Genomic DNA, 25,962 nt, shown 5'->3' with positions numbered 1-25,962 from the left:
AGATCGGGCCCTGACCGGTGACAGCACAGTCAGGGCCCGCTCCCATGTCCCCCATGAAACGCCCCGGTATCCTGCGGATGTCACCCACCCCCTCCACAGCCGAAGGGCATCCCGTGAGCGCCATTCGCCCGGCAGCCGTCGTCGTTCTCGCAGCGGGTGAGGGCACCCGTATGAAGTCGGCCACACCCAAGGTCCTGCACGAGATCTGTGGCCGCAGCCTCGTGGGTCATGTGCTCGCCGCAGCGCGGGAGTTGGACCCCGAGAATCTCGTCGTCGTCGTCGGCCACGCGCGCGAGAAGGTCACCGAGCACCTCGGCGTCATCGACCCCGACGTACGCACCGCGGTCCAGGCGCAGCAGAACGGCACCGGGCACGCCGTCCGCATGGCGCTCGAAGAGCTGGGCGGTGTCGTCGACGGGACCGTCGTCGTCGTGTGCGGGGACACTCCCCTTCTCACCGGTGAGACCCTGCGCGCCCTCGCCGCCACCCACACCACCGACGGCAACGCCGTCACCGTGCTCACCGCCGAGGTCCCCGACGCCACCGGCTACGGCCGTATCGTCCGCGACGGTGTCTCCGGTGCCGTCACCGCGATCGTCGAGCACAAGGACGCCTCCGAGTCGCAGCGCGCCATCCGTGAGATCAACTCCGGTGTGTTCGCGTTCGACGGACAGCTCCTCGCCGACGCTCTCGGCAAGGTCCGCACCGACAACTCGCAGGGCGAGGAGTACCTCACGGACGTCCTCGGGATCCTGCGCGAGGCCGGTCACCGCGTCGGCGCCTCCGTCGCCGGTGACCACCGCGAGATCGCCGGGATCAACAACCGGGTCCAGCTCAGCGAGGCCCGCCGCATCCTCAACGACCGTCTCCTGACCCGCGCCATGCTCGCCGGCGTCTCCGTCATCGACCCGGCCACGACCTGGGTCGACGTCACCGTCACCTTCGAGCAGGACGCCCTCGTCCACCCGGGCACCCAGCTGCACGGCGCCACCCACATCGGCGAGGGCGCGGAGGTCGGACCCAACAGCCGGCTCAAGGACACCGTGGTCGGAGCGGGCGCCCGCGTGGACAACACCGTCTCCGACGGCGCCCACGTCGGCCCGAACGCGACCGTGGGGCCGTACGCCTATCTGCGGCCCGGTACCCGCCTCGGCGCCAAGGGCAAGATCGGGACGTACGTCGAGACCAAGAACGCCTCGATCGGCGAGGGCACCAAGGTTCCGCACCTCTCCTATGTCGGTGACGCCACCATCGGCGACCACACCAACATCGGTGCCGCGAGCGTCTTCGTGAACTACGACGGGCAGGACAAGCACCACACCACCGTCGGCTCGCACTGCCGCACCGGTTCGGACAATATGTTTGTGGCTCCTGTCACGGTCGGGGACGGTGCGTACACCGCCGCCGGGTCCGTGATCACGAAGGACGTGCCGCCCGGTTCGCTCGCTGTGGCCCGTGGTCAGCAGCGGAATATCGAGGGTTGGGTGGCTCGCAAGCGTCCCGGGAGCGCGGCCGCGAAGGCGGCCGAGTCGGCTTCTCGGCAGGTCGAGAGCGAAGACTGACCGGAAACGGGTGCGTCCGGGACGGCGTACCGTGATAAATGCACACCCAGTTGAGACACCTCTGAGGAGACAGCTGTGACCGGGATCAAGACGACCGGCGAGAAGAAGATGATGTTCTTCTCCGGCCGCGCCCACCCCGAGCTTGCCAAGGAGGTTGCCGAGCAGCTGGGCGTCGGGGTTGTCCCGACCAAGGCCTTCGACTTCGCGAACGGCGAGATCTACGTCCGCTACGAGGAGTCGGCGCGAGGTGCGGACTGCTTCGTGATCCAGAGCCACACGGCTCCGATCAACCAGTGGATCATGGAGCAGCTGATCATGATCGACGCGCTGAAGCGTGCGTCGGCCCGCTCCATCACGGTCATCGTGCCGTTCTACGGTTACGCGCGCCAGGACAAGAAGCACCGTGGGCGTGAACCGATCTCGGCGCGTCTGATCGCGGACCTGATGAAGACGGCCGGTGCCGACCGCATCCTCACCGTCGATCTGCACACCGACCAGATCCAGGGCTTCTTCGACGGCCCGGTCGACCACCTCTTCGCCCTTCCGCTGCTCGCGGACTACGTGGGCAGGAAGGTCGACAGGTCCAAGCTGACGGTCGTGTCCCCGGACGCGGGCCGGGTGCGGGTCGCCGACCGCTGGTGCGACCGGCTCGGCGCGCCTCTGGCCATCGTGCACAAGCGGCGCGACAAGGACGTGGCGAACCAGGTGACCGTCCACGAGGTCGTGGGTGAGGTCAAGGGTCGTGTGTGCGTCCTCGTCGACGACATGATCGACACCGGTGGCACCATCTGCGCGGCCGCGGACGCCCTCTTCGCGCACGGCGCCGAGGACGTCATCGTCACCGCCACGCACGGTGTGCTCTCCGGTCCGGCCGCCGACCGGCTCAAGAACTCCCGTGTGAGCGAGTTCGTGTTCACCGACACGCTGCCGACGCCGGGCGAGCTGGGCGCGGACCTGGACAAGATCAAGGTCCTCTCCATCGCGCCGACGATCGCGAGCGCGGTACGTGAGGTGTTCGAGGACGGTTCGGTGACGAGCCTCTTCGACGAGCACTGAGCCCTGCCCATGTGGCAGAACGCTTCTGCATGATCGATTTTTCTACGGCCTCCCCCGCCGAGTAGACTGCGCAAGTTGCTCGGCGAGGGAGGCCGTACCTGTTCACGCGGGTGTCGGCGCTCCGTTATCGACGCGCTCTTCGTAGCAGGCCGATGGTTTGGCCGGGTGACCACCTTCCCCAACTGTTCTACGAGGAGTGACCATGGCTGACGTCAAGCTCGCCGCCGAGACCCGCACCGAGTTCGGCAAGGGTGCGGCCCGCCGTATCCGCCGTGCCAGCAAGGTTCCCGCCGTTGTCTACGGTCACGGTGCCGAGCCGGTCCACATCACCCTGCCGGGCCACGAGCTGCAGCTCGCCCTGCGTACCCCGAACGTCCTGCTCACCCTGGACATCGAGGGCAAGACCCAGCTGGCGATCCCGAAGGCTGTGCAGCGCGACGCCATCAAGGGCTTCCTCGAGCACGTCGACCTGCTTCTGGTGAAGCGCGGCGAGAAGGTCAACGTCGAGGTCTACGTGCACACCGAGGGCGAGCTGGCGCCGGGCGCCTACCTGCTCGAGCACGTGCTGAGCACGCTGAACGTCGAGGCCGAGGCCACGCACATCCCGGAGTCGGTCACCGTCTCCATCGCGGGCCTGGAGGCCGGTGCCTCCATCCTCGCCAAGGACATCCCGCTGCCCGAGGGCACCACGCTGGCGACCGACGAGGACGCGGTCGTGCTCCAGGTCCTGGCCGCCCAGGCCGAGGAGGCCCCGGCGGACGCCGAGGCCGACGCCACCGAGGCCTGATCCTCCCCGCAACAGCGACTGCCGGCCGCCGCTCCCCTCGGGGCGGCGGTCGGCGCGTATCGAGGGACCGTGAAGGAGAGATGGACGTGACGACCGATGCCAACGGGCCCTGGCTGATCGTCGGCCTCGGCAATCCCGGGCCGGAGTACGCCGCCAACCGGCACAACGTCGGTTTCATGGTGGCCGATCTGCTGGCCGAGCGGATCGGGGGGCGGTTCAAGCGGGCCGGCAAGGCACAGGCACAGGTCGTGGAGGGGCGGATCGGGCCGCCCGGGCCGTTCAACCGCCGGGTGATCCTGGCCAAGCCGATGTCGTACATGAATCTGTCCGGTGGGCCGGTGAACGCGCTCAAGGACTTCTACAAGGTGCCCGTCGCCAACATCGTGGCGATCCATGACGAGCTCGACATCGACTACGGAACGCTGCGGCTCAAACTCGGCGGCGGCGACAACGGGCACAACGGTCTGAAGTCGATGACGAAGGCGTTCACCGCGGAGTACCACCGGGTGCGGTTCGGGATCGGACGGCCGCCGGGGCGGATGCAGGTCGCCGACTTCGTGCTGAAGGACTTCTCGTCGGGCGAGCGCAAGGAGCTCGACTACTTCGTGGACCGGGCCGCGGACGCCGTGGAGAGTCTGGTCGTCGAAGGGCTGGAGCGGGCGCAAAGCACGTACAACTCCTGACTTGTCACCTACCGAAGTTGACGGGCTGATCAGGCATGGCCAATGATCCCCGCCATGCCTGCCACAGCCGCCAAGTCCCGTCAGGCCTCCCGCCCGGCCTCGGTCGCCGCCCTCCGCTTCGGACGGCTCGCGGCGATGGGTACGGTCGCGGCGCTGATCCTGATCGCGGGGGTGTGGGCGTCGTGGGGCACCGCGCAGCACGTGATGCTGACCAAGGGCCGGGAGAGCGGCACGATCGAGGTGACGCGGTGCGGGGGCGACACCTGCACCGGGCCCTACACGCCGATCTCGCAGGGGTCCACGCCGCGCGCGAAGGTCGTCATCGAGAAGACGGTCGCGGTGCGCAGGGGACAGACGTACACCGTCGTCGTGAAGCCCAGCAGTGACGACGTGGTCCGCTCCGGGCCGGCCGGGATTCTCTACGCCTGGGTTCCGTTGGGCGGTGCGCTGCTGCTGGCGTCGGTCGTCGTCGCGGGCGGACTGGGGCGCACGCGGGGCGCGTGGGTCATGGCGGGGGCGGGAATCGCACTGCTCACCGCCGTTTTCGTGACCATCTGACGGCTTTCGGGGTTCTCCACACCTGTGGAGGACCTGAGCGTTGCCTGTTCGTGATTGACCTTGGGTCAGGCGGGGCTGGAAGCTGAGCCGCCCCCTCCACATCTTCCCTGTCACATCTCGAAGATGGACTGCCCATGCGTACCCTCACCCGCGCCGGCGCCCTGTCCGGCGTCGCCGTGGCCGCCCTGCTCGCGGCCACTCCCTCCGCCCACGCCACCGCCCCCGGTGACAACGGGACCGTGAAGATCCACGACGCCTCCACCGGCGAGGAACTCCGTCGCAACGAACCGCACGTCTGCACCTTCTACCTGGACGCCTTCGGCTTCGACAGCGCCCAGGAGGTCGACTGGCACATCGAGTCCTGGGCCCCGACGGCCGGCGTCAAGGGCGAGACCGTGAAGTCCGGCGAGATCACCCTCGACGGCGAGGGTCATGGCCGTACGGAGGACCTGTCGCTGCCGGACGGCCACTACAAGCTGTTCTGGAACTTCGAGGGGGAGAAGGGCTCCGCCAAGCACAAGGTGTTCTGGACCGACTGCGAGGACACCGACGACGGCAACCCGGGTGACGGCACGGCGACGCCGTCCGCCCCCGCCTCGCCCTCGGCCTCCGTCTCGCAGCCCGCCGAGGCCGCGGGAACCCCGTCCGCCTCCTCCTCCCCGTCCGCCCGGAGCAGCGCCGGCGATCTCGCCGAGACCGGCAGCGGTGCCCCCGTCGGTCTGCTGAGCGGTGCCGCGGCGGTGCTGGTCGCGGCGGGCGGCTACCTGGTGTTCCGGCGTCGCAAGGCGTCGTAGGGCCGCAAAGCCCCGACATGGCGGTGCCCCCGAGCCGGTACGAGGCTCGGGGGCACCGCCATGTCACGAGAGACCGTCAGCCGGTGTTGCGCAGACCCGCCGCCACACCGTTGACCGTCAGCAGCAGGGCGCGGCCCAGCGTCGGGTCCGCCTCCTCGCCCGCGGCGGCCGCGTCGCGCTGCCGCTTGAGCAGGGCCACCTGGAGGTAGGAGATCGGGTCGAGGTAGGCGTCGCGGATGGCGAAGGTCTGCCTCAGGACGGGCTGCGCGTCCAGGAGTTCGGTCTCGCCGGTGATCCGCAGGACCTCGCGGACCGTCAGCGCGTGCTCGGCCTCGATGTCGGCGAAGACGTGCTGGAGCTCGGCCGGGACCAGGGTCTCGACGTAGTGGCGGGCGATCCGCAGATCGGTCTTGGCCAGGGTCATCTCGACGTTGGAGATGAAGTTCTGGAAGAAGTGCCACTGCTCGTGCATCTCGTCGAGCACGCCCTCTCCTCCCAATGTCGCAGTCAGGCCCGCCTCGCGCAGCGCCTTCAGGCCGGAGCCGACGCCGAACCAGCCGGGGACGATCTGGCGGGACTGGGTCCAGCCGAACACCCACGGGATGGCGCGCAGGCCGTCCAGGGAGACGCCCGAGCCGGGCCGTCGCGAGGGCCGCGAGCCGAGGTGCAGGTCGGCGAGCTGGTCCACCGGCGTCGACGCGAGGAAGTACGACGGCAGGTCCGGGTCCTCGACCAGACGGCGGTAGGCGGCGTGGGCCGCGTCGCTCACCACGTCCATCGCGGCGTCCCAGCGGGCCAGCGCCTCGTCGGACTGACGCGGGGACGTGTGCAGGGCGGAGGCCTGGAGGGTGGCCGCGACCGTGAGCTCCAGGTTCTCCCGGGCCAGCGAGGGGACCAGGTACTTGTCGGAGATGACCTCGCCCTGCTCGGTCACCTTGATCTCGCCCTCCAGGGTTCCCCAGGGCTGGGCGAGGATCGCGTCGTGCGAGGGGCCGCCACCGCGGCCGACGGTGCCGCCGCGGCCGTGGAACAGGCGCAGACGCACGCCGTAGCGGTGCGCGACGTCACGCAGCCGGCGCTGGGCGCGGTGGATCTCCCACTGGGAGGTGGTGATGCCGCCGAACTTCGAGGAGTCGGAGTAGCCGAGCATGACCTCCTGCACGTCCCCGTTCAGCGCGACCAGGCGCCGGTAGGAGGGGTCGGAGAGCATGTCCTCCAGGATCGTGTCGGCGGCCTTGAGCTCGTCCGTGGTCTCCAGGAGCGGCACGATGCCGATCTTGGCCCAGCCGGCGTGCAGGTCGATCAGGCCCGCCTCGCGCGCCAGGACGGCGGCGGCGAAGACGTCGTCGGCGCCCTGGCACATCGAGATGATGTACGACTCGATGACCTCGGGTCCGAAGACGTCGAGGGCGCGCTTGACGGTGTGGAAGACGCCGAGGGTCTTCTCGCCGGCCGCGTCCAGCGGGGCCGGGGTGGGCGCCAGCGGCCTGCGCGACCTGAGCTCCTTGGCGAGCAGCTTGCCGCGGTAGTCGCGGGGCATGTCCACGTAGCGCCAGGACTCCTCGCCGAGCCGGTCGAAGAGCTGGCCGAGGGCGTGGTGGTGGGCGTCGGCGTGCTCGCGGACGTCCATGGTGGCGAGCTGGAGGCCGAAGGCGGCGAGCGTACGGATCGTACGGTTCATCCGGCCGTCGGCGATCAGGCCGCCGCGGTGTTCGCGCAGGGAGGTCTGGACCAGCGTCAGGTCCTGGAGCAGCTCGGCGGTGCCGAGGTAGTCGCGGCCGTCCTCGTGCGGGGTGTTCTTGGCGAGCCGCAGCTTGGTGTTCTCCAGCTTCTGGCGGATCGCGGTGGCCTTGAGCCGGTAGGGCTCCTCGGCGTTGAGGCGCTTGTAGCGGGGGCTGATCTCCGGGAGGCGCTCCAGGTCGGCCCGGAGCGAGGTGAGCAGCTCCTCGGTGGCGCCGGTGTAGCGGATGGAGTTGGAGAGGAAGCCGCGCAGCTCGTCGATCAGGTCGAGCGCGTCGTTGATGCCGTGCTCGTGCTGGAGGATCAGGACGTCCCAGGTCACCTGGGGGGTGACGTTCGGGTTGCCGTCGCGGTCGCCGCCGATCCAGGTGCCGAAGGTGAGGGGGCGGGTGTTCTCGGGGAGGGTGACGCCGACGCGGTCCAGCTCGGCGGTCAGGTCCTCCAGGACGTCACCGACCGCGTTCGCGTGCAGCTCGTCGAGGTAGTAGATGGCGTTGCGGGACTCGTCGGTCACCTCGGGGCGTACGACACGCAGTTCGTCGGTCTGCCACACCAGGTCGATGTTCTCGGCCAGGCGGGTGTCGTAGCGGCGGCGGTCGGTCTCCAGGACCGGGGTCTCCAGCAGCGCGGCGATACGGCGGAGCTTGTTGAGGACCGAGCGGCGGGCGGCCTCGGTGGGGTGCGCCGTGAACACCGGACGAACGTTGAGGTTCTGGACCGTCTGGCGCAGGTGCTCGGGGTCGGCGTCCTTGAGGCGGTCGGCGGTGCGGGCGAGCAGGCCGCCCTCGGCGGCACGCTTGGCTCTGAGCTCACGGCCTCGGTGGACCTGCTCGGTGACGTTGGCCAGGTGGAAGTAGGTCGAGAAGGCGCGCACCAGCTTGGCGGCGGTCTCCAGCTCGGTGCCCCGCAGCAGTTCGGCGGCGGCGTCACCGTCCTCACGGGTGAGGCTGCGGACCTTCTCGACGAGTTCCAGCAGCTCCGGGCCTTCCTGCCGGACGAGGGTCTCGCCGAGGAGGTCCCCCAGTCGCCTGATGTCGGCGCGCAGCTCGGCGGAGGTGGTCTCCTGAGAAACGGTCTTGTCGTCGGCACTGCTCACAGGTGCGGCTCCTTGCAGTGTTGAAGCTCGTCCGGGAGGGAACCCGGTACCGGTCCGACGGCTGCTGCCGCATACGGACCGGACATCCGGGAAGAAATGAGAGCGGACCGCGCTGTCCGAACGACTCCAGGATAGGTGTCCGTGCGGACGCGCAGACTCTCGGGCTCTTGCCGTCGGGCGACGCGCTGCCATACTTACGACGCCGTAGGTTACGGAACCGTAGGGAGTCCCGCTCCCCTTCCACAGGCTCCGCTGACCAGGCCCTTGTCACAAAACCCTCGAACCCCACAGGGGACGCCCCATGACCACAAGCTCCGATGTGATCGAAGACGCCCCGAAGGCGCCCGACGATCCTTCGATGCCGTCCGCCACCCTGGGCGGCGAGCAGAAGCGTTCGCTCGAGCAGATCACCCTCCTGCTCTTCATCGTCGTTCCGTTCCTCGCCGTGCTCGCGGCGGTGCCGCTGGCGTGGGGCTGGGGAGTGAGCTGGCTGGACCTCGGCCTGCTCGTCTTCATGTACTTCCTCGGCTGTCACGGCATCACGATCGGTTTCCACCGCTACTTCACCCACGGCTCCTTCAAGGCCAGGCGCCCGCTGCGGATCGCGCTGGCGATCGCGGGGTCGATGGCGGTGGAGGGGCCTCTGGTGCGGTGGGTCGCCGACCATCGCAAGCACCACAAGTTCTCGGACGCGGAGGGCGACCCGCACTCCCCGTGGCGGTTCGGCGAGACGGTTCCGGCGCTGATGAAGGGCCTGTGGTGGGCGCACATCGGCTGGATGTTCGACGAGGAGCAGACCCCGCAGGAGAAGTACGCGCCGGATCTGATCAAGGACCCGGCGATCCGCCGGATCTCCCGGGACTTCATCTTCTGGGCGATGCTCTCCCTGGCCATCCCCCCGCTGGTCGGCGGTCTGGTGACGATGTCGTGGTGGGGCGCGTTCACGGCGTTCCTCTGGGGCTCGCTGGTCCGGGTCTGTCTGCTGCACCACGTGACCTGGTCGATCAACTCGATCTGCCACGCGGTGGGCAGGCGGCCGTTCAAGTCGCGGGACCGCTCGGGCAACGTGTGGTGGCTGGCGGTGCTGTCCTGCGGTGAGTCGTGGCACAACCTGCACCACGCCGACCCGACCTCCGCGCGGCACGGGGTGGAGCGCGGCCAGATCGACTCCTCGGCGCGTCTGATCCGCTGGTTCGAGATGTTCGGCTGGGCGTACGACGTCCGCTGGCCGTCACGCTCACGTATCGATTCGCGCCGTAACACCGACGAAGGCGGCTCCCGACGCGGGAAGGAGCCCGCGAAGGCGGCATGATTGACGCCGTGGCGACCGACTCCAGCAGCACCGAGAGCAATGAGAAACCAAGGCGCACGCGCCGCACCCGGATGACGGGTGCCGAGCGTCGTCAGCAGCTGCTCGAGATCGGTCGCACCCTCTTCGCCGCCAAGGGGTTCGAGGGCACGTCGGTGGAGGAGATCGCGGCGAAGGCCGGGGTGTCCAAGCCGGTGGTGTACGAGCACTTCGGCGGCAAGGAAGGCCTGTACGCGGTGGTGGTGGACCGTGAGATGCGGCGCCTGCTCGACATGGTCACGAGCTCCCTGACCGCCGGCCATCCGCGCGAGCTCCTCGAACAGGCGGCCTTCGCACTCCTGGACTACATCGAGGAGTACACGGACGGCTTCCGCATCCTGGTCCGTGACTCCCCCATCCCGCAGTCGACGGGTACCTTCGCTTCGCTGATCTCGGACATCGCCACCCAGGTGGAGGACATCCTGGGCCGCGAGTTCAAGCTTCGCGGCTTCGACCCGAAGCTGGCCCCGCTGTACGCCCAGGCCCTGGTCGGCATGGTCGCCCTGACCGGCCAGTGGTGGCTGGACGTGCGCCGCCCGAAGAAGGCGGAGGTCGCCGCGCACCTGGTGAACCTGTCGTGGCACGGGCTGGACGGCCTCGAGCAGAAGCCGCACCTGATAGGGCGCCGCAAGAGCTGAGTCCCGCGGCGCCCCTCGGGGTCACCGCTTGAAGGCGTCCTTGGCCTTCTCCTTGGCCTGGCGCATGTCGCCCTTGGCCTGTTCGGTGCGGCCCTCGGCGGTCATCCGCTCGTTGCCGACCGCGCGGCCCATGGTCTCCTTGGCCTTGCCCTTGGCCTGTTCCTTCTTCGCCCGGGCCTTCTGTTCCTTCGCCACGTCACTCACTCCCGGCTGGATCGTCCCCCGCTGTCACTCCAGCGAGTGGCCTGCGTGGGGAGGCTCAAACAACCGGCTCCAGAAACTCCAGCCGGTTGCCGACGGGATCGCTGGAGTAGAAGCGCCGGTGTCCCGGCAGGTCGGCGTCCCAGGTCACCGTGGCGCCGTGGGCCTCAAGCCGGGCCGCGTACGTCTCGATGTCCGTGACCCGCAGCCCGGGGTGGGCCTTCCGGGCGGGCCGGAAATCATCTTCGACGCCCAGGTGCAGCTGCACGGCCCCCGCCCGGAACCAGCACCCGCCACGCGCGGCGAGCACCGGCGGCTTGGGGATCTCCGCCATGCCGAGCACGCCGACGTAGTACGCCCGCAGCCGGTCCTCGGAGCCCGGCGGTGCGGCGAGCTGGACGTGGTCGACCCCGGTGAGCATCACGCCCCCTTGCGGGCGACGGCGAAGATCCGGCGGAACGGGAAGGGTGTGCCGTGCGGTCCCGCCGGATAGGCCTTGCGCAGGGCGTCCCGGTAGCGGCCCACGAAGTCGTCGCGGTTCTGCGGATCGTCGGCGAGCGCGGTGAGGACGGGCCGCAGTCCCGTTCCCTTCACCCAGTCGAGGACCGGGTCCTCACCGGTGAGGAGGTGGATGTACGTCGTCTCCCACACGTCGGCCGTGCAACCGAGGGCGGTCAGGTGCTCCAGATAGGTCTCGGGGGTGAGGACGGCGTCGTCGTGGCGCAGGAGGTCGCCGAGGCCGGCGGTGTGGGCGAGTTCGCGCATCAGCTGGTGGCTGGGGGCGCCGAAGTTCCCCGGCACCTGGAAGGCGAAGGTGCCGCCCGGCGCGAGCCCCGCGATCCAGTCGGCGAAGCGCTCCGCATGTCCGGGGACCCATTGCAGCGTGGCATTGCTGACGATGAGGTCGTACGGCTGTGCGGGCGCCCAGGTGCGGACGTCGGCGTGGGCGAAGTCGAGCCGGCCGCCGCCCGGCGTGGGGCCCTCGTGCTCGGTGCGGGCCCGGTCGAGCATCTCGGGCGAGTTGTCGTAGCCGGTGACGCGGGCGGTGGGCCAGCGGTCGGCGAGGACCGCGGTGACGTTGCCGGGGCCGCAGCCGAGGTCGGCGATGCGGGGCGCCTCCTCGGCGGGCAGGCCGGGGACGCGGGTGAGGAGGTCCGCGAAGGGCCGGGCGCGGTGGTCGGCGTGGCGCAGGTACTGGGCGGGGTCCCAAGTCGTCATGGCTCCACTGTGACCCCCGATTTATCTCGACGTCAAGAGACTTCACATCAAGAGACTCCACATCGACACAACCACTAGACTGATCGCCATGGAGGACGAGGTCGATCGGCTGGTCGCAGCATGGCGCCGGGAGCGCCCTGACCTCGACGTGGAACCGCTCGAGGTGCTCAGCCGGGTGAGCAGACTGGCCCGGCACCTGGACCGGGCACGTCGACTGGCCTTCTCCGAGCACAGCCTGGAGCCCTGGGAGTTCGACGTCCTCACCGCGCTGCGGCGCGCGGGAACGCCGTATCAGCTCTCCCCCGGGCAGCTGCTGACACAGACCCTGGTCACCTCGGGCACGATGACGAACCGCATCGACCGGCTGACCAAGAAGGGCCTGGTGGAACGTCTGCCGGACCCCTCGGACCGGCGTGGCGTGCTGGTCCGGCTGACGGACGAGGGCCAGGACCGCGCGGACCAGGCCCTCGCCGGACTGCTCGACCAGGAGCGCGCGATCCTCGCGGAGCTCTCCCGGGCCCAGCGGGGCGAACTGGCGGGGTTGCTACGCCAGTTGACCGCCCCGTTCGACAACATCCCCGGCTAGGTCGACGGGCCCGACCCCGGCACGGCGGGCGAGCGCGACGGCGGCCAGCGTGGAGTGCACGCCGAGCTTTCCGAGGACGTTCTGCATATGGGTGCGGACGGTGTGCGGCGAGAGGAACAGCCGCTCGGCGACGGCCTTTCTGCCCAGACCGGCGACCATGCACCGCAGCACCTCCCGCTCGCGCGGGGTCAGGGACTCGACGAGCCGCTCACTCTCGGTGCGGTGCTTGCGAGCGGCGGTGAGCTCCCTGAGGACCCCCGTGAGCAGGGCGGGCGGCAGATGCGTCTCGTCCCGCAGCACCCCTCGTATGACGGTCAGCAGTCTGGACAGCGAACAGTCCTTGGCCACCCACCCCGACGCCCCGGCCTGCAGGGCGAGCGCGGCACGCCGCTGGTCGTCCTTCTCGGCGAGGACGACGATGCGTACGCCGGGCTGCGCGGAACGCACCCCGACCACCAGCGAGATGCCGTCGACGAGCCCGTCCTCGTTGCCCTCCTGTACGGGCACGGCGGGCCGGATGCCCTGGACGTTGCCGCCCAGATCGGCGTCGACGAGCAGCACGTCGTAGCGGCGCCCCTCGGCGGCCGCGCGCTCCAGACTGCGCAGCGCGGCGGGACCGCTGCCGGCGGCGGAAACGTCGACATCGGGCTCGGCCGCCAGAGCTGCGGCGAGCGACTCGGCGAAAATGCGATGGTCGTCGACTACCAGGACTCGGATGCGAACCACGAAACCCCCTTCCCCAAGCTCTGTAAGAGCAGGGGATACCCCATCGTCGGGAGACGGAAAGACCGGCGCAGGTACGACGTCCGAAGCGCGATGGCCGCACGGCCGCCGCCGTGCACGAACTGCTACCCCCACTTCGGGCGCCGTACCCGACTGTCTCGCCCCCTGATCAGCACCGGCCCCCACCGGTGCTGTTCATCAGGGTACGGCCGGGGGCCGGGAGCGGAAGGTAATTTGCAGAACTGGCTGTCCAGCACGTTTATGGTGAGCCGCATGTTTCGCATTGAGACAGAAGTCGACAGAGGCCGACGCGATCTGCTCCACAGACGGCTCCGCGACACGAACACGGCGGCCTCACCGATCCTGCGCGCCCTGCACGGAACCCCAGGTGAACGGGAACTTCCGCTCCACGTCTGGGCTTTGGACGGCGCGGGCGAACTGGCGGGCGGGCTGGTCGGCCACACCTGGACGACGTGGCTGCACGTGACATACCTGTGGGTGGACGACCGGTGGCGGGGGGCGGGCCTCGGTTCGCAGTTGCTCGCGACGGCGGAGACACTCTCCCGCGACGAGCGAGGATGTGTGAACTCCCGCCTGGAGACCTGGGACTTCCAGGCACCGGAGTTCTACAAGAAGCAGGGGTACGACGTGGTGTGCGTGATCCCCGACTATCCGCCGGGGATCACCGAGTACACGCTGACGAAGCGGATCGGCTAGAACTTGCGGCCGCAGACGGTGTCGTACGGCCGTCCCACCACCATCGTCAGCCGGATGGGGTCGGTGGTGCCGGAGGGGCAGCGGGCGGAACCGGCGTCGACGAGCCCGAGCACCTTGAAGTCACCGGAACCCGCCTGGTCGCACGCGATCTCCGCGACGTCCGCCGCGACGCAGTCCCCCTTCACCAGCTGCCCGCCGCCCGCGCCCGCGTCGCCGGGATGGTCGTCGGAGAGATTGCGCCCGCAGACGGTGTCGGTGGGGATGCCGCCGCTCGGCTTCTCGTCGGACCCGAAGCTCATCGACACCTCGATGACCACGTCCGTCCCCGCCGGGCACTGGACCGCGGCGGGCAGGATACTGGCGTCCATGATCTTCAGCGCCTTGAAGGTGGCGTCGGAGTCGTCGCAGTTCAACGCCGTGTACCCGTCGGGAGCCCGGTCCGGATCGGGACCACCGCAGTCCCCGGCCTTCCACTCCCCCGAACTGCCGCCGCCGTCCCCGGTGGCCGAGGCGGACACGGACGGCCTGGAGGAGGCCTCGTCGTCACCGTCCTTGCCGCCCGTGAACCACCAGATCGCATAGATGATCCCGATGAACACGACCAGAGCCACCAGACCCCTGAGGCACCCCGGCTCCTTGCGCGGTGAAGCCTGAGGACCGCCCTGCACAGCCATGAAATCCCCCTTCGCCCACGGCGATATGCCCCACGGTCACACGGAACGGGGGGTTCTGGCCGGGGAGTTACGGTCTCAGGACGACTCGGGGACAATCCCCACAACGTGTTCGCACGCGCCGAGCCCCGGCAGGCCTCACTCGTCAGGGACTTCCTCCACCACCCGCTCCCCGAACCGCCACGAACCCCGGTTGCCGGCCGCCTCCGCGCGCAGGCCCGTCTCGTGGGCGATACGGGCGGCTCGGGTGTGGGTCAGGTCGGGGTAGTCCTCGGGGGCGAGCTTGATGTAGCCGCGCCGGTCGGCGGGGTGGGTGCGCAGGGCCTCACGGAGGTTCTCCTCCTGCTGCTGCGGGGTGGTGCGATCGCGGGTGACAGCCTTGTACGCCTTGCGCAGGCCGTCGCCCGGGCTCGTGCGTGCGTCACGGCGCCGTGCGGCGTCCGAGCCGCGCCAGGTCATCCAGCCGACGCAGGCGAGTGCGGCGAGGGCCAGTGCGCTCGCGCCGAGCACCTCGCCGGTGGCGTCGGCCTGGCCCGGCGTCTGCGGTGCCAGGTCGCCGTCGGGGTCCTCGATCACGGTCAGCCGCTGGCCGACGTCGTAGAGGTCGGACGTCGTCTCCATGGCGGGGCCCGGCACCCGGGTGCCGTCCTGCCGTTCCAGCGTGTAGTGCGAGTGCCGGGCCCTGCGCCCCTGCGCCGGGTCCCGCCATTCCCTCACGACCGTGGCCCTGACCTTCTCGCCCCGCTGCCGGAGGGTGAGGTCGTCGCGTGCCAGGCCGACGACGTACACGGACATCGCCGAGGTGAGCACGATGAACAGGGCCGCGTAGGAACCGGACTCCCTGGCTCCCAGTTTCCGGATCAGCAGGGCGAGCAGGACGCCGTGCACGATCCACAGGGGGATCCGGACGGCCAGGCCGACGTCGTCCGCCAGGAAGAACATCCCGGCGATCACGGCGACGACGTAGCAGCCGATGCCGATCGCGAGCGGGACGGGGTGCCGGGTGCGCCTCCCCCGAGCCTCCTGTGCCGCTTCCGCGCTGCCGCTCATTCCTGTGTCTCCGTTCCGGCCGAGACCGACTTCATGATGCCGCCGAGCACCTCGACGTACGCGCTCCAGTGCTCGACGTCCTGCGTCATGAAGACGAAGAGCGCCGCACCCGGACCGGTCTTGAGCGGCACGCAGAACTGCGCCTGTCGGACCGTGGTCGCCACCGGTTCGTCCAGGCCGAAGAGCGCTCCGGGGATCCGCAGCTCCTGCTCGCGGATGCAGAGGGCGGAGATGCCGTAGGGCAGCATGACCAGCCCGACCTCGGCGTCCGGGAACAGTTCGCCCCACTGTTCGGCCGTGCGCCGCGCCGCCCCCTGTCGGTCCTGGCTCCGCGGCCCCGGCCCCGGCGGTTCGACGAGCACGCAGAGCGTGCCCTGGGACAGCCGGTCCCCGGGCATGCGCAGCAGGCAGCTCGACACATGCTCGGCGCCGGCCGCGATCATCGTCTGGAGCAGGTACTCGCCGGACACGACGAGGCTGAACTTCTGTTCCTGCGTGGCGCCGGCGAAGAGCGAGTCGGCCGCGTCGGCCATCCTCAGCATCCGGGGCTCCGGATCCTCCGCCAGGTCGAACGCCAGGAATCCCGGCGGCAGTTCGAACCAGAGGTCGGGCAGGTCGACAGTGGCCGCGCTCACTTGGTCAGCTCCCAGGCGCCGAGACCGATGGCGCTGCCGACGGCGACGAGTCCGCCGACCTTTCCGCCGCCGACGCCCGTGACGATGTTGCCCGCGCCGGTGCCCACAGTGGCGGCGTCGTACTTCGCCGGGCTCGTGCCCAGGGCGTTGACCGCGGTCGGTGCCGTCCAGGCGAGCATGGCCGCGGCCTGGACCCCTTCCGTGGCGGTCAGGGCGGCGCCGCGCGAGACGCCCAGCCTGGTGGCGACGGCCATCACCGGCTTGTCGATCACCTTGGCGACCGGGTCGACGGCCTTCATGACGTCCTTCGCCGTCACGGCGGCCGTCCTGATGCCGACCCTGGTACCGGCGACGAAGCCCTCGGCCGCCCGTCCCGCCCTGAACCCGGCCGTCAGGCCCGACTTCGCCGCTCCGACGCCGGGAATCATGCCGAGCGCGTCGCCGCCCAGCGTGAGCCAGTTCCCGATGTTCTCGCCGGTGGGCGGGAAGAGTCCCTCCATGCCGTACGACGCCGCGTGCGCGAACAGCGCGACCGCACTCAGTCCGATCGCGAGCGGAGCGAGCGCCGGGCAGAAGATGGCGATGACCCCGACGACGGAGGCGGCGACGGTGATCCAGTCCGCGTGGGCCTCGATCCAGTCGCCGACGGCGGAGAGCAGGTCCCCCACCTCCCCCGGCAGGTCGGCCAGGGCCTTGCCGAGGCTCTCGATGGCGTCCCCGAGCCGGTCCCACATGCCGGGCTCGTTCGGCGCGATGTCCATGGCGTTCTTCAGCCGGTCGGCGATGCGCTCGCCGTACTCCCGGTAGTCGCCGGCCATCCGGTGGCCCTCGCGTCGCAGCTCCTCCAGCTGGTGCCGGTGCTCGTCGGCCTTCTTCCCGTCGGCCTTCTCGGCACCGGTCGGCCGGTCGTCGACCTCGGCCGCCCGCGCCTCCAGCCGTACCGCGGCCGCCTGCTTGCGCTCCATGTACGCCGCCCAGTCCTCCAGGGCGGTCGCAGCGTCACGGAACGAGTCGCGGGCGTCGTCCATGCGCGGCCGGAACTCGTCGTCGAACTTCTCCCGGAAGGCCTCCGCCGCCTGCCCCTTCCAGTCGCCGGCCCCGGTGCCGTGCAGGACCTGGCAGATCTCGACGAGCGCCTTCGCGGTCCGGCGCACCGTCCTGGCCACCTCGTCGGCCGCGGCGTGGTCACCGGGGCAGGGCACGAACCCCAGGGCCGGGAAGTCCTCCGGTGTCACTTGCGGCCCGCCTCGGCCAGTTCGTGGTCCAGCTTCTCGAAGGACTCCTTGACCTTGAGCAGCGCCTTGGACGCCTTCTCGGAGAACTTCGTCAGCTGCTTGATGCCGTACGACCACTCGTCGCCGAAGTGGTCCATCCGCCGGGCGAGTTCGGGCACCCCCATGGCGTCACCGGTGACCTCCCGCATCTCCCGGCCGGGTTTCCTCATCAGCTCGGCGATGTGGTCGAGGTTGTGCCGCACGCGGTTCAGCACCGCGTAATCGACCGACAGGTCGCTCATCTCGCCCCCGTGTCTGCCCGTACTCGAACGGATCGACGCTACTCGGGGGCCGCGTCAGGGATCGGCCTCGCGCTCGTCAAGATCCAATCAAACAGGGCAAAACAAGGGTCAGCCCCGCGCTCGGCGAGGAGCACGGGGCTGACGGGAGCGGCGAACCTCAGGAGAGCCTGCGCGCCCCCGGCGAAGGCACCGCCTCGAACACGCGGGGCGCCGTGAACCCGGCCGCGGCGAAGGCCTCCTCCACCGCCTTGGTGATGGAGTCCACGTCGGCGACGTCCGCCAGCACGATCGCCGAGCCGCCGAAACCGCCACCGGTCATCCGGGCGCCCAGGGCTCCCGAGGCGATGGCCGTGTCGACGACCAGGTCCAGCTCCGGGCAGGAGATACGGAAGTCGTCGCGCAGGGAGGCGTGGCCCTCGATCAGGACCGGGCCGATGGCGCGGGTGTCGCCCGACTCCAGCAGCTTGACGACGCGCTCGACGCGCTCGTCCTCCGTGACGACGTGACGGACGAGTCGTACGACCTCTTCCTCGTCGCCCAACCGGGCCAGAGCCGCGTCCAGTTCGCCGTACGGCACGTCCCGCAGCGCGTCCACGCCCAGCAGTGCCGCACCCTTCTCGCAGCCCGCGCGGCGCTTGCCGTACTCGCCCTCGCTGTGGGAGTGCTTGACCTGGGTGTCGACGACCAGCAGGCGCATGCCCTCGGCCGCCAGGTCGAGGGGGATCTGCTTCTGGGACAGGTCGCGGGTGTCGAGGAACAGCGCGTGGCCGTCCTCGCAGCAGGCCGAGGCCGTCTGGTCCATGATGCCGGTCGGGGCGCCGACGTAGACGTTCTCCCCGCGCTGGCACAGGCGGGCCAGCTGCCAGCGCTGCAGACCGAGTTCGAACAGGTCGTTGACGGCCAGGGCCACCACGACCTCCAGCGCCGCCGACGAGGACAGGCCCGCGCCCGACGGGACCGTCGACGACAGATGGATGTCGGCGCCGGTCACCGGGTGGCCGGCCTCGCGCAGGGCCCAGAGGACACCCGCCGGGTACGCCGTCCAGCTCTTGTCGGACTCCGGGACCATGGCGTCGAGCGTCAGCTCCACGACCCCGCCCTCGACGTCCGCGGAGTGCAGCCGCAGGACGCCGTCCGTGCGCCGCGAGACCGCCGCCACGGCGGTGTGCGGCAGCGCGAAGGGCATCACGAAGCCGTCGTTGTAGTCGGTGTGCTCACCGATGAGGTTGACGCGGCCCGGCGCCGACCAGACACCTTCGGGTTCGGTTCCGTAGAGCTCGACGAAACCGTCCCGCACCTGCTGCCCCACTACTGCTCCCTTGCTGTGCCGATGTTCTGCGTGAACTCCCACGCGTCCGCGACGATCCCCGCGAGATCCGCGCGGGACGGGTTCCAGCCCAGCTTCTCGCGCGCGGCCCGCGCCGACGCCACCAGGATCGCCGGGTCGCCGCCGCGGCGAGGGGCCACGACCTCGGGGATCGGGTGGCCGGTGACCTGACGGACGGTCTCGATGACCTGGCGGACGGAGAAGCCCTCGCCGTTGCCGAGGTTGCAGATCAGGTGCTCGCCCGGCTGCGCGGCCTTCAGCGCCAGCAGATGGGCCTCGGCCAGGTCGGCGACGTGGATGTAGTCACGGACGCAGGTGCCGTCCGGCGTCGGGTAGTCCTCGCCGAAGACGGAGATCGCCTCCCGCTTGCCCTGCGCGACCTGGAGGACCAGCGGGATGAGGTGCGACTCGGGGTCGTGGCGCTCGCCCTGCTGTCCGTACGCGCCCGCCACGTTGAAGTAGCGCAGCGACACCGCGCCCAGACCGTGGGCGGCCGCCTCACCGGTGATCATGTGGTCGACGGCGAGCTTCGAGGCGCCGTAGGGCGACGTCGGGGCCGTCGGGTCGGACTCGGTGATCGGGGTGCTGACCGGCTCGCCGTACGTGGCCGCCGTGGAGGAGAAGACGAGCTTCCGCACGCCCGCCTCGCGCATGGCGCCCAGCAGCGCCATGGTGCCGCCGACGTTGTTGTCCCAGTACTTCTCGGGCTTCACGACCGACTCGCCGACCTGCGAGAAGGCGGCGAAGTGCAGGACTCCGTCGTAGGAGCCGTCCAGCCACTTGCCCGCGTCGCGGATGTCGCCCTCGATGAAGGAGGCGCCCGCCGGGACGCCCTCGCGGAAGCCCGTCGTCAGGTTGTCGAGGACGACGACCTCGTGGCCCGCCTCCAGCAGATGCTGGGCGACCACGCTGCCGACATAGCCCGCGCCACCGGTGACCAGGTACTTACCGCTCATGAACTCGCTACCTCTCGCAGTCGCTCGGCCGCGGCCTCCGGCCGGATGTCGTTGATGAACACGTTCATGCCGGACTCGGAACCCGCGAGAAACTTCAGCTTGCCGGGCGTGCGGCGGATGGTGAAAAGCTCGAGGTGGAGCGCGAAGTCGTCACGGTTGACGCCCTCGAACTCCTCCAGCGCGCCGAACGGGGCCTGATGCCAGGCCGCGATGTACGGCGTGAGGGGCTCACCTTCGCCGAAGATCCGGTCGAAGCGCCTCAAGAGTTCCAGATAAACCTGGGGGAATTCTGAGCGCGCGTCCTCGTCGAGCCCCAGCAGGTCCGGCACCCGGCGCTTCGGGTACAGGTGCACCTCGTACGGCCAGTGCGCCGCGTACGGCACGAAGGCCACCCAGTGTTCACCCTCCAGGACGACCCGCTCGTCGGCGAGTTCGCGCTCCAGGACGGCGTCGAAGAGGTTCTCCCCGCCCGTCGCCTCCTTGTGGGCGGCGACCGAGCGCAGTGTCAGCGCGGTGCGGGGCGTGGTGAAGGGGTACGCGTAGATCTGCCCGTGCGGGTGACCCAAGGTCACACCGATCTCGGCGCCGCGGTTCTCGAAGCAGAACACCTGTTCCACGGAGGGCAGATGAGACAACTCCGACGTCCGGTCCGTCCACGCGTCGAGGACCAAGCGCGCCTGCTCCTCGGTGAGGTCGGCGAAGGACGCGTTGTGGTCGGAGGTGAAGCAGACGACCTCGCAGCGACCGGAGTCACCGGCGAGGGACGGGAAGCGGTTCTCGAAGACCACGGCGTCGTACGACGAGTCCGGGATCTCGCTGAGCCGCTCGCCCTGCGACGGGCACAGCGGGCACTCGTCGGCCGGCGGGTGGTAGGTGCGGCCCTGGCGGTGCGAGGCGATCGCGACCGAGTCGCCGAGCAGCACGTCGCGGCGGACCTCGGACGTGGTGACCGTCCGGTCCAGCGGACGGCGGTCCACCGCGTCCCGCACGGTGTCGTCGCGCAGGTCGTAGTAGATGAGCTCGCGACCGTCGGCCAGTCGGGTCGAGGTCTTCTTCACCGCCGGACTCCTTCACTCAAACAGAACTAAACACAAGTAACCATAACTCGACAGTCGCGTCAACGTCGGAATCAAACAAAGCGCACCAGTGGAAGGGTTGAATGGCTGCCCATGCAAACTGTCACAAAAGGCACATATCTAGCAGCCGAGCTGCGACTCCCCACGAACTGGCTCGACTACACGATCCTCGGCATCTACTTCGTGGTGGTCCTGGGCATCGGGTTCGCGGCCCGCCGCTCGGTGAAGACCAGCCTCGACTTCTTCCTCTCGGGGCGCTCGCTGCCCGCCTGGATCACGGGTCTGGCCTTCATCTCCGCCAACCTGGCCGCCACCGAGATCCTCGGCATGGCCGCCAACAGTGCGCAGTACGGCGTCTACACCGTGCACTGGTACTGGATCGGCGCCATCCCGGCCATGGTCTTCCTCGGCCTGGTGATGATGCCCTTCTACTACTCCTCCAAAGTCCGCTCGGTCCCCGAGATGCTGCTGCTGCGCTTCGACAAGTGGGCGCACCTGCTGAGCTCGGCACTCTTCGCCTTCGCCGCGATCCTGATCTCCGGGGTCAACCTGTACGCCCTCGCGATCGTCGTCGAGGCGCTGCTGGGCTGGCCGCAGTGGGTGGCGATCGTGGTCGCGGGCGCGTTCGTGCTGGCGTACATCACGCTCGGCGGTCTGTCGTCGGCGATCTACAACGAGGTCCTGCAGTTCTTCGTGATCCTCGCGGCCCTCATCCCGATCGTGGTGCTGGGCCTGAAGAAGGTGGGCGGCTGGGACGGCCTGACGGACAAGCTGACGGCCCAGCACGGCGCCGACTTCACGACGGCGTGGGGCGGTACCGGCATCGGCTCGGACAACCCGCTCGGCGCGAACTGGCTGACGATCGTGCTGGGCCTGGGCTTCGTGCTGTCCTTCGGCTACTGGACGACGAACTTCGCGGAGGTCCAGCGAGCGCTGTCGGCGAAGAACCTGAGCGCGGCCCGGCGGACGCCCCTGATCGCCGCCTACCCCAAGATCTTCATCGTCTTCCTGGTGATGATCCCGGGCCTGACGGCCGCGGCCCTGATCCCCGGCTTCGGTACCACGGAGTCGGGCTACCAGTACAACGACGCGATCCCGTACCTGATGGAACAGCTGCTGCCCAACGGTGTCCTGGGCATCGCGGTGACCGGTCTGCTGGCCGCCTTCATGGCGGGCATGGCGGCGAACGTGTCGTCCTTCAACACGGTGTTCACGAACGACATCTGGGCGCGGTACGTGGAGAAGGGCCGTGAGGACGCGTACTACGTGCGCTTCGGCCGCCTGATCACGGTGATCGGCGTGGTGGCGTCGGTGGGCACGGCGTTCCTGGCCTCGTCCTTCTCGAACATCATGAGCTACCTCCAGACCCTGTTCTCCTTCTTCAACGTGCCGATGTTCGTCGTCTTCATCGTCGGCATGTTCTGGAAGCGCGCGTCCGCGAAGTCGGGCTTCTGGGGTCTGCTGGCAGGCACGGTGGCGGCGATGGTGAACTACTTCTGGATCTACAAGCAGGGCATCGTCGACATCCCGACCGACCAGGGCGCCAACTTCGTCTCGGCGATCGTGGGCTTCGTGGCGGGCGCGGTGGTCATGGTCGCGGTGTCGCTGTTCACCGCGCCCAAGCCGGCGGCGGAGCTCCAGGGCCTGGTCTACGGCACCCGCTCCCCGGGCATGTCCGAGGCACCGGCCGAGGGCGACGACGCCTGGTACCGCAGGCCGGCCCTGCTGGGCTGGGGCGCGGTGATCCTGGCTGCCGCCTGTTACATCCCGTTCTCGTTCTGATCGCGCCCCGGAAGGGAGTTTGAGAGACCATGTCCGACCACTCCGGATACTCCGACAAGGACGTCCAGCGGGAAGTCGCCGAACTACAGGCCCAGTCCGCCACCGCGGCCCGCATCTTCGACCTGCGCCGCATCATCGGCGGCCTGTTCGTGTTGTACGGCGTCATCGTCACGATCGCCGGCATCAACCCCTCCGACGCCACCCTCGACAAGGCCGAGGGCGTCAACATCAACCTCTGGACCGGCCTCGGGATGCTGCTCCTCGGCATCTTCTTCCTGGTGTGGCTGAAGCTCCGCCCCACCCCGCCACCGACACCCCCGACCATGGAGGCCGAGAAGCCGACCGAGTAGGAACACCCGCCGGGGCCGAGGCCGGAGTCGAGCGTTCTCAGGCCCGGCTCAGGCCTCCGGGCCCCCGCTCAGGTCCTGAGTGGAGTGCGGTATCGGGCCCGCTCGGTCCAGTAGGCCGGTTCGGGCCGCCAGGGCCGCTGCCTCCAGGCGCGATCCCACTCCCAGCTTCATCAGGACGCGTTGGACGTGGGTGCGGGCGGTGGAGGGGGCGATGCCCATGCCGGCCGCGATGAGCCTGGTGTCCTCGCCGTCGGCGACGCGTACCAGGACCTCCACCTCCCTCGGGGTGAGCATCTGGAGCAGTCGCTGGCCCTCGTCGTCGGGCTGGGCGGCCGGGTTCAGCAGTTCGCTGAAGGCGCCTTGCAGGAGCTGGGGCGCGACCGCCGCCTCGCCCGCCCTCGCCTTCATGATCGCCCGCTCGACACCTTCGATGCGCTCGTCATGGCGTACATAGCCGGAGGCACCGGCGGCGAAAGCGGCCGCGATCCCGCGCGGACTCGGCACCGGGCCCAGCACCAGGACCGCCACCTGCGGACGGTCGCGCTTGATCTTCACCACCGGGTCGAAGATGCCCGGTTCGGCCGGTGTCGCCGTGCCCAGCAGGCACACCTCGGGCGCCCGGGTGATCACCAGCTCCGCCGCGCCCGCGGCGGGTGCCGCCGCGGCGAGCACCCGGTGCCCGCGCAGCTTCAACGCCGAGGCCAGCGCCTCCGCGAGCAGACGGTGGTCGTCGACCACCATGAGCCGCACTCCCATCGAGCAACCCCCCAGTCCCCCCAATGGATCCCCATGCAACGATCCCCATGCCCCGCTGTGGATGCTCCACTATGGATGCCCACTGGTCGCACGGTCAGAAGCCCCCTCCCGGCTCCCCCGCTCTTCATGCCCCCGGAAGCTACACGCTTGTTCGACGTTGCGCTCCCCCTACTGGTGAGAAGTGCCCCGGATCGACGGAATTTCCGGCATTCGAGGTTGATGGGTGGTACGCGCACGGCCCCGCCCCTGAGCAGGGACGGGGCCGTGGTCACCAGCGGATTCACACGCGCTGAGCGATCACTTCGTTCCGAAGGCGACCGCGAGATACTCCTTCTCGGTCGAACTGCCACCGAAGTCGCTCGCGTAGACCTGCGCCATGAACAGCCGTCCGTCGCGGTAGAGGATCTCGGAGTACTCGGGGAGCATGCTCGTCTCCACGTCGCGCACCGCCTCCGTCGCCGGGTTCTCCAGGAGCTTCGTCTCCTTGAAGGTGCCGCCGTCGATGGTCACGATCTGACCGCCCTTGTCGTACGGCGGCCGCTTGTACGCCAGCACGTTGCCGCCGTCCATGCGCAGCGGGGTGAGCATGTAGCCGTCACCCGCGTCGGCGCGCTGGCCGGTCTCCTTGCCGCTGTTCAGGTCGATGGCGACGATCGAGTTGGTCCGGGAGTAGTCGCTGCCGGTGACGTCGCGCTCCTCGGTCGGCAGGTAGAGCCGGTCGTTGCCGACCACGATCTGGAAGCAGTACTCGACCCTGCTGATGCCGTCGCAACGGGCCACGTACTTCTCGGGATCCACCGAGATGCGCGAGCGCAGCTTGCCGGTCTTGTTGTCGATGGCGAAGACGTCCGAGATGCCCTGCGCGCCCTCGACCTCGCCGACCTCGGCGGCCACGACGAGTGGCTCGGTGGAGACGATGCTCGCGTACTCGATGCCCGTCGCCATCTTGTACTCGGAGATCACCTTCCCGGAGGCCGGGTCGATGGTCTGGATCTGCAGCTGGCGCTGGCCGTAGGAACCGCACTTGCGGACCGCGACCAGCTTCTCGCCGCCGCCGTAGCCCGCGTCGTAGCAGGTGTCGGTCGGCTTCGGGGCCCACAGCGACTTGCCGCTCTCGATGTCCCAGGCGCCGCCGCCGCTGGTGCTGCCCGCGGCGACCGTGTTCGCGCTGACGGTGACATTGTCCCAGCGGATCGGCCGGTCACCGGACTTGGCGGTCTTGGTCCACAGCTTCTTGCCCGCGCTCAGGTCGATCGCCGCGATCTGGCTGCAGCCGGCCGTACGTTCCTTCGTCGGCATGGCGGGCTCGTAGGCGATCGCCGTCAGACCGTTCTCGGTGGCGTGGCGGCTGGCCTGGCACACCGGGCCGGGCAGCTTGATCGTCCACAGCTTGGTGCCCTTGTCGGGGTCGTAGCCGACGACCTCGGCGATGCCGCTCTTGGCGTAGACCGTGTCGGTCAGCCAGGAGCCGTTCACCGTGTACGTGGTGTCGACCGGCGGCTTGGGCTGCGGGACCTGGAAGAGGACGGACGCGGCGGTGCTGGACGGGACCTTCTCGTCGCCCTTGCTGGAGGTGCCGCCGGTGCCGCCCTTCTCGTCGCCGCCACCGCCGGTGCCGCCGCTGGAGCTCGCGGTGTCCTTCTTGTCGTCGCCGGACGAGGAGGCGTACCAGGCACCGCCGCCCACGATCAGCGCGATCGCCACCACCGCCGCGACGATGATCGCCAGCTGCGGGCTGATCTTCCGTCCGCCACCGGCCGGCTGACCGGGCTGGGGGTGCAGCGGCATGGTCGGCTGCTGGTAGCCGTAACCGGGCTGCTGGCCATAGGGGTTGGGCTGCTGGCCGTAACCGCCGGGCTGCTGCCCGTACGGGTTCGGCTGCTGGCCGTACGACGGCTGCGGTTGCTGGCCGGGGTAGCCGTAGCCCGGCTCCGCCGGCGGTGCCTGCGGGGGCGGGGGCGTCTGCGGGGCGCCCTGCGGCGGCGGGGGCGCCTGCGGGTAGCCGTAGCCGGGCTGCTGGGCCGGCGGCTGCGGGGCGCCGAATCCGGGCTGCTGCGGCGGCTGGTCCTGCGGCGGGCCGAAACCACCCCCGGGCGGGGGCTGGTTGGGCGGCGGGGGCGGCGGCTGGGTCATGAC

Annotated in this window: 27 protein-coding genes; 12 read left to right on the top strand and 15 right to left on the bottom strand. The window is 69.8% G+C overall.

Annotated elements, in window-relative coordinates:
- Positions 1-113 precede the first annotated feature (113 nt).
- The 6 genes from glmU (at position 114) to ACWD3I_RS05235 (ending at position 5,440) form a co-directional block, all read left to right on the top strand.
- Entirely contained in the window at positions 114-1,562 is a 1,449-nt protein-coding gene (gene glmU / locus ACWD3I_RS05260) for a bifunctional UDP-N-acetylglucosamine diphosphorylase/glucosamine-1-phosphate N-acetyltransferase GlmU (RefSeq protein WP_365397527.1), read from the top strand.
- A gap of 75 nt (positions 1,563-1,637) precedes the next feature.
- Positions 1,638-2,618, top strand: coding sequence for a ribose-phosphate diphosphokinase (locus ACWD3I_RS05255; protein ID WP_266891365.1), 981 nt, complete (start codon positions 1,638-1,640; stop codon positions 2,616-2,618).
- Positions 2,619-2,820: 202 nt separating this feature from the next.
- Positions 2,821-3,405, top strand: coding sequence for a 50S ribosomal protein L25/general stress protein Ctc (locus ACWD3I_RS05250; protein ID WP_365397531.1), 585 nt, complete (start codon positions 2,821-2,823; stop codon positions 3,403-3,405).
- An 80-nt stretch (positions 3,406-3,485) separates the two neighbouring features.
- The gene (gene pth / locus ACWD3I_RS05245; protein WP_365397534.1) at positions 3,486-4,088 is read left to right on the top strand and encodes an aminoacyl-tRNA hydrolase; all 603 of its coding nucleotides are present in this window, start codon (positions 3,486-3,488) and stop codon (positions 4,086-4,088) included.
- Positions 4,089-4,142: 54 nt separating this feature from the next.
- Entirely contained in the window at positions 4,143-4,646 is a 504-nt protein-coding gene (locus ACWD3I_RS05240) for a hypothetical protein (RefSeq protein WP_365397537.1), read from the top strand.
- A gap of 134 nt (positions 4,647-4,780) precedes the next feature.
- Positions 4,781-5,440, top strand: a complete 660-nt coding sequence (locus tag ACWD3I_RS05235) for an LPXTG cell wall anchor domain-containing protein (protein WP_365397540.1) — start codon at positions 4,781-4,783, stop codon at positions 5,438-5,440.
- 76 nt (positions 5,441-5,516) lie between these two features.
- Here ACWD3I_RS05235 and ppc read toward each other — a convergent pair whose 3' ends face one another.
- Positions 5,517-8,276 carry a phosphoenolpyruvate carboxylase gene (ppc, locus tag ACWD3I_RS05230; RefSeq protein WP_365394085.1) on the bottom strand — a complete coding sequence of 920 codons (2,760 nt, stop codon included), beginning with the start codon at positions 8,274-8,276 and terminating at the stop codon, positions 5,517-5,519.
- A gap of 301 nt (positions 8,277-8,577) precedes the next feature.
- On the opposite strand from ppc, the gene ACWD3I_RS05225 reads away from it, so the two are divergent.
- Together ACWD3I_RS05225 and ACWD3I_RS05220 are read left to right on the top strand one after the other, a co-directional pair.
- Positions 8,578-9,588: an acyl-CoA desaturase gene (locus ACWD3I_RS05225; protein ID WP_365394086.1), complete on the top strand. Its 1,011-nt coding sequence runs from the start codon at positions 8,578-8,580 to the stop codon at positions 9,586-9,588.
- Positions 9,585-10,262 (top strand): TetR/AcrR family transcriptional regulator, encoded by a 678-nt coding sequence (locus tag ACWD3I_RS05220; protein ID WP_365394087.1) that lies wholly within the window; start codon positions 9,585-9,587, stop codon positions 10,260-10,262. Before ACWD3I_RS05225 ends, ACWD3I_RS05220 begins: the two co-directional genes overlap by 4 nt.
- 21 nt (positions 10,263-10,283) lie before the next feature.
- Here the strand turns inward: ACWD3I_RS05220 and ACWD3I_RS05215 are convergent, their stop codons facing one another.
- The 3 genes from ACWD3I_RS05215 to ACWD3I_RS05205 all read right to left on the bottom strand — a co-directional run bounded on the left by ACWD3I_RS05215 (position 10,284) and on the right by ACWD3I_RS05205 (position 11,681).
- Positions 10,284-10,457, bottom strand: coding sequence for a CsbD family protein (locus ACWD3I_RS05215; RefSeq protein WP_365394088.1), 174 nt, complete (start codon positions 10,455-10,457; stop codon positions 10,284-10,286).
- A 64-nt stretch (positions 10,458-10,521) separates the two neighbouring features.
- A complete protein-coding gene (locus tag ACWD3I_RS05210; RefSeq protein WP_365394089.1) occupies positions 10,522-10,884 on the bottom strand; it encodes a VOC family protein in 363 nt (120 codons plus the stop codon).
- Positions 10,884-11,681 carry a trans-aconitate 2-methyltransferase gene (locus ACWD3I_RS05205; protein WP_365394090.1) on the bottom strand — a complete coding sequence of 266 codons (798 nt, stop codon included), beginning with the start codon at positions 11,679-11,681 and terminating at the stop codon, positions 10,884-10,886. Before ACWD3I_RS05205 ends, ACWD3I_RS05210 begins: the two co-directional genes overlap by 1 nt.
- Before the next feature lie 88 nt (positions 11,682-11,769).
- Here ACWD3I_RS05205 and tamR point away from each other — a divergent pair, with 88 nt between their 5' ends.
- Positions 11,770-12,267, top strand: a complete 498-nt coding sequence (gene tamR / locus ACWD3I_RS05200) for a MarR family transcriptional regulator TamR (RefSeq protein WP_266891343.1) — start codon at positions 11,770-11,772, stop codon at positions 12,265-12,267.
- Here tamR and ACWD3I_RS05195 read toward each other — a convergent pair.
- On the bottom strand, positions 12,226-12,993 hold the full coding sequence (locus tag ACWD3I_RS05195; protein ID WP_046257593.1) for a LuxR C-terminal-related transcriptional regulator: 768 nt from the start codon (positions 12,991-12,993) through the stop codon (positions 12,226-12,228). The genes tamR and ACWD3I_RS05195 overlap by 42 nt on opposite strands.
- 258 nt (positions 12,994-13,251) lie before the next feature.
- Here ACWD3I_RS05195 and ACWD3I_RS05190 point away from each other — a divergent pair, with 258 nt between their 5' ends.
- Positions 13,252-13,707, top strand: coding sequence for a GNAT family N-acetyltransferase (locus tag ACWD3I_RS05190; protein WP_365394091.1), 456 nt, complete (start codon positions 13,252-13,254; stop codon positions 13,705-13,707).
- Here ACWD3I_RS05190 and ACWD3I_RS05185 read toward each other — a convergent pair.
- The 8 genes from ACWD3I_RS05185 to galT form a co-directional block, all read right to left on the bottom strand.
- Complete coding sequence (locus ACWD3I_RS05185) at positions 13,704-14,381, bottom strand: hypothetical protein (RefSeq protein ID WP_365394092.1); 678 nt, start codon at positions 14,379-14,381, stop codon at positions 13,704-13,706. The two genes, ACWD3I_RS05190 and ACWD3I_RS05185, sit on opposite strands and share 4 nt — an antisense overlap.
- 135 nt (positions 14,382-14,516) lie before the next feature.
- Positions 14,517-15,428 (bottom strand): hypothetical protein, encoded by a 912-nt coding sequence (locus tag ACWD3I_RS05180; RefSeq protein ID WP_365394093.1) that lies wholly within the window; start codon positions 15,426-15,428, stop codon positions 14,517-14,519.
- Positions 15,425-16,063, bottom strand: a complete 639-nt coding sequence (locus ACWD3I_RS05175) for a hypothetical protein (protein WP_365394094.1) — start codon at positions 16,061-16,063, stop codon at positions 15,425-15,427. The genes ACWD3I_RS05180 and ACWD3I_RS05175 overlap by 4 nt, the downstream gene beginning before the upstream one ends.
- The gene (locus ACWD3I_RS05170) at positions 16,060-17,298 is read right to left on the bottom strand and encodes a WXG100 family type VII secretion target (protein ID WP_365394095.1); all 1,239 of its coding nucleotides are present in this window, start codon (positions 17,296-17,298) and stop codon (positions 16,060-16,062) included. Before ACWD3I_RS05170 ends, ACWD3I_RS05175 begins: the two co-directional genes overlap by 4 nt.
- Entirely contained in the window at positions 17,295-17,579 is a 285-nt protein-coding gene (locus ACWD3I_RS05165; RefSeq protein WP_365394096.1) for a hypothetical protein, read from the bottom strand. Before ACWD3I_RS05165 ends, ACWD3I_RS05170 begins: the two co-directional genes overlap by 4 nt.
- A gap of 157 nt (positions 17,580-17,736) precedes the next feature.
- Entirely contained in the window at positions 17,737-18,888 is a 1,152-nt protein-coding gene (gene galK, locus ACWD3I_RS05160) for a galactokinase (RefSeq protein ID WP_365394097.1), read from the bottom strand.
- Positions 18,888-19,862 carry a UDP-glucose 4-epimerase GalE gene (galE, locus tag ACWD3I_RS05155; protein ID WP_365394098.1) on the bottom strand — a complete coding sequence of 325 codons (975 nt, stop codon included), beginning with the start codon at positions 19,860-19,862 and terminating at the stop codon, positions 18,888-18,890. The genes galK and galE overlap by 1 nt, the downstream gene beginning before the upstream one ends.
- Entirely contained in the window at positions 19,859-20,920 is a 1,062-nt protein-coding gene (gene galT, locus ACWD3I_RS05150) for a galactose-1-phosphate uridylyltransferase (RefSeq protein WP_365394099.1), read from the bottom strand. The genes galE and galT overlap by 4 nt, the downstream gene beginning before the upstream one ends.
- A 111-nt stretch (positions 20,921-21,031) precedes the next feature.
- Here galT and ACWD3I_RS05145 point away from each other — a divergent pair, with 111 nt between their 5' ends.
- Entirely contained in the window at positions 21,032-22,720 is a 1,689-nt protein-coding gene (locus ACWD3I_RS05145) for a sodium:solute symporter family protein (protein WP_365394100.1), read from the top strand.
- 29 nt (positions 22,721-22,749) lie between these two features.
- Positions 22,750-23,070 (top strand): hypothetical protein, encoded by a 321-nt coding sequence (locus ACWD3I_RS05140; protein WP_365394101.1) that lies wholly within the window; start codon positions 22,750-22,752, stop codon positions 23,068-23,070.
- Between the two features lie 48 nt (positions 23,071-23,118).
- Here the strand turns inward: ACWD3I_RS05140 and ACWD3I_RS05135 are convergent, their stop codons facing one another.
- Positions 23,119-23,826 (bottom strand): helix-turn-helix transcriptional regulator, encoded by a 708-nt coding sequence (locus ACWD3I_RS05135; protein WP_365394102.1) that lies wholly within the window; start codon positions 23,824-23,826, stop codon positions 23,119-23,121.
- Positions 23,827-24,123: 297 nt separating this feature from the next.
- The gene (locus ACWD3I_RS05130) at positions 24,124-25,959 is read right to left on the bottom strand and encodes an outer membrane protein assembly factor BamB family protein (protein ID WP_365394103.1); all 1,836 of its coding nucleotides are present in this window, start codon (positions 25,957-25,959) and stop codon (positions 24,124-24,126) included.
- Between the last annotated feature and the right edge of the window lie 3 nt (positions 25,960-25,962).

This window comes from Streptomyces sp. NPDC002817 (genome assembly GCF_053592055.1).
Note: the sequence above shows the minus strand (reverse complement) of the source record. Positions and strands in the feature narration are given on the sequence as shown.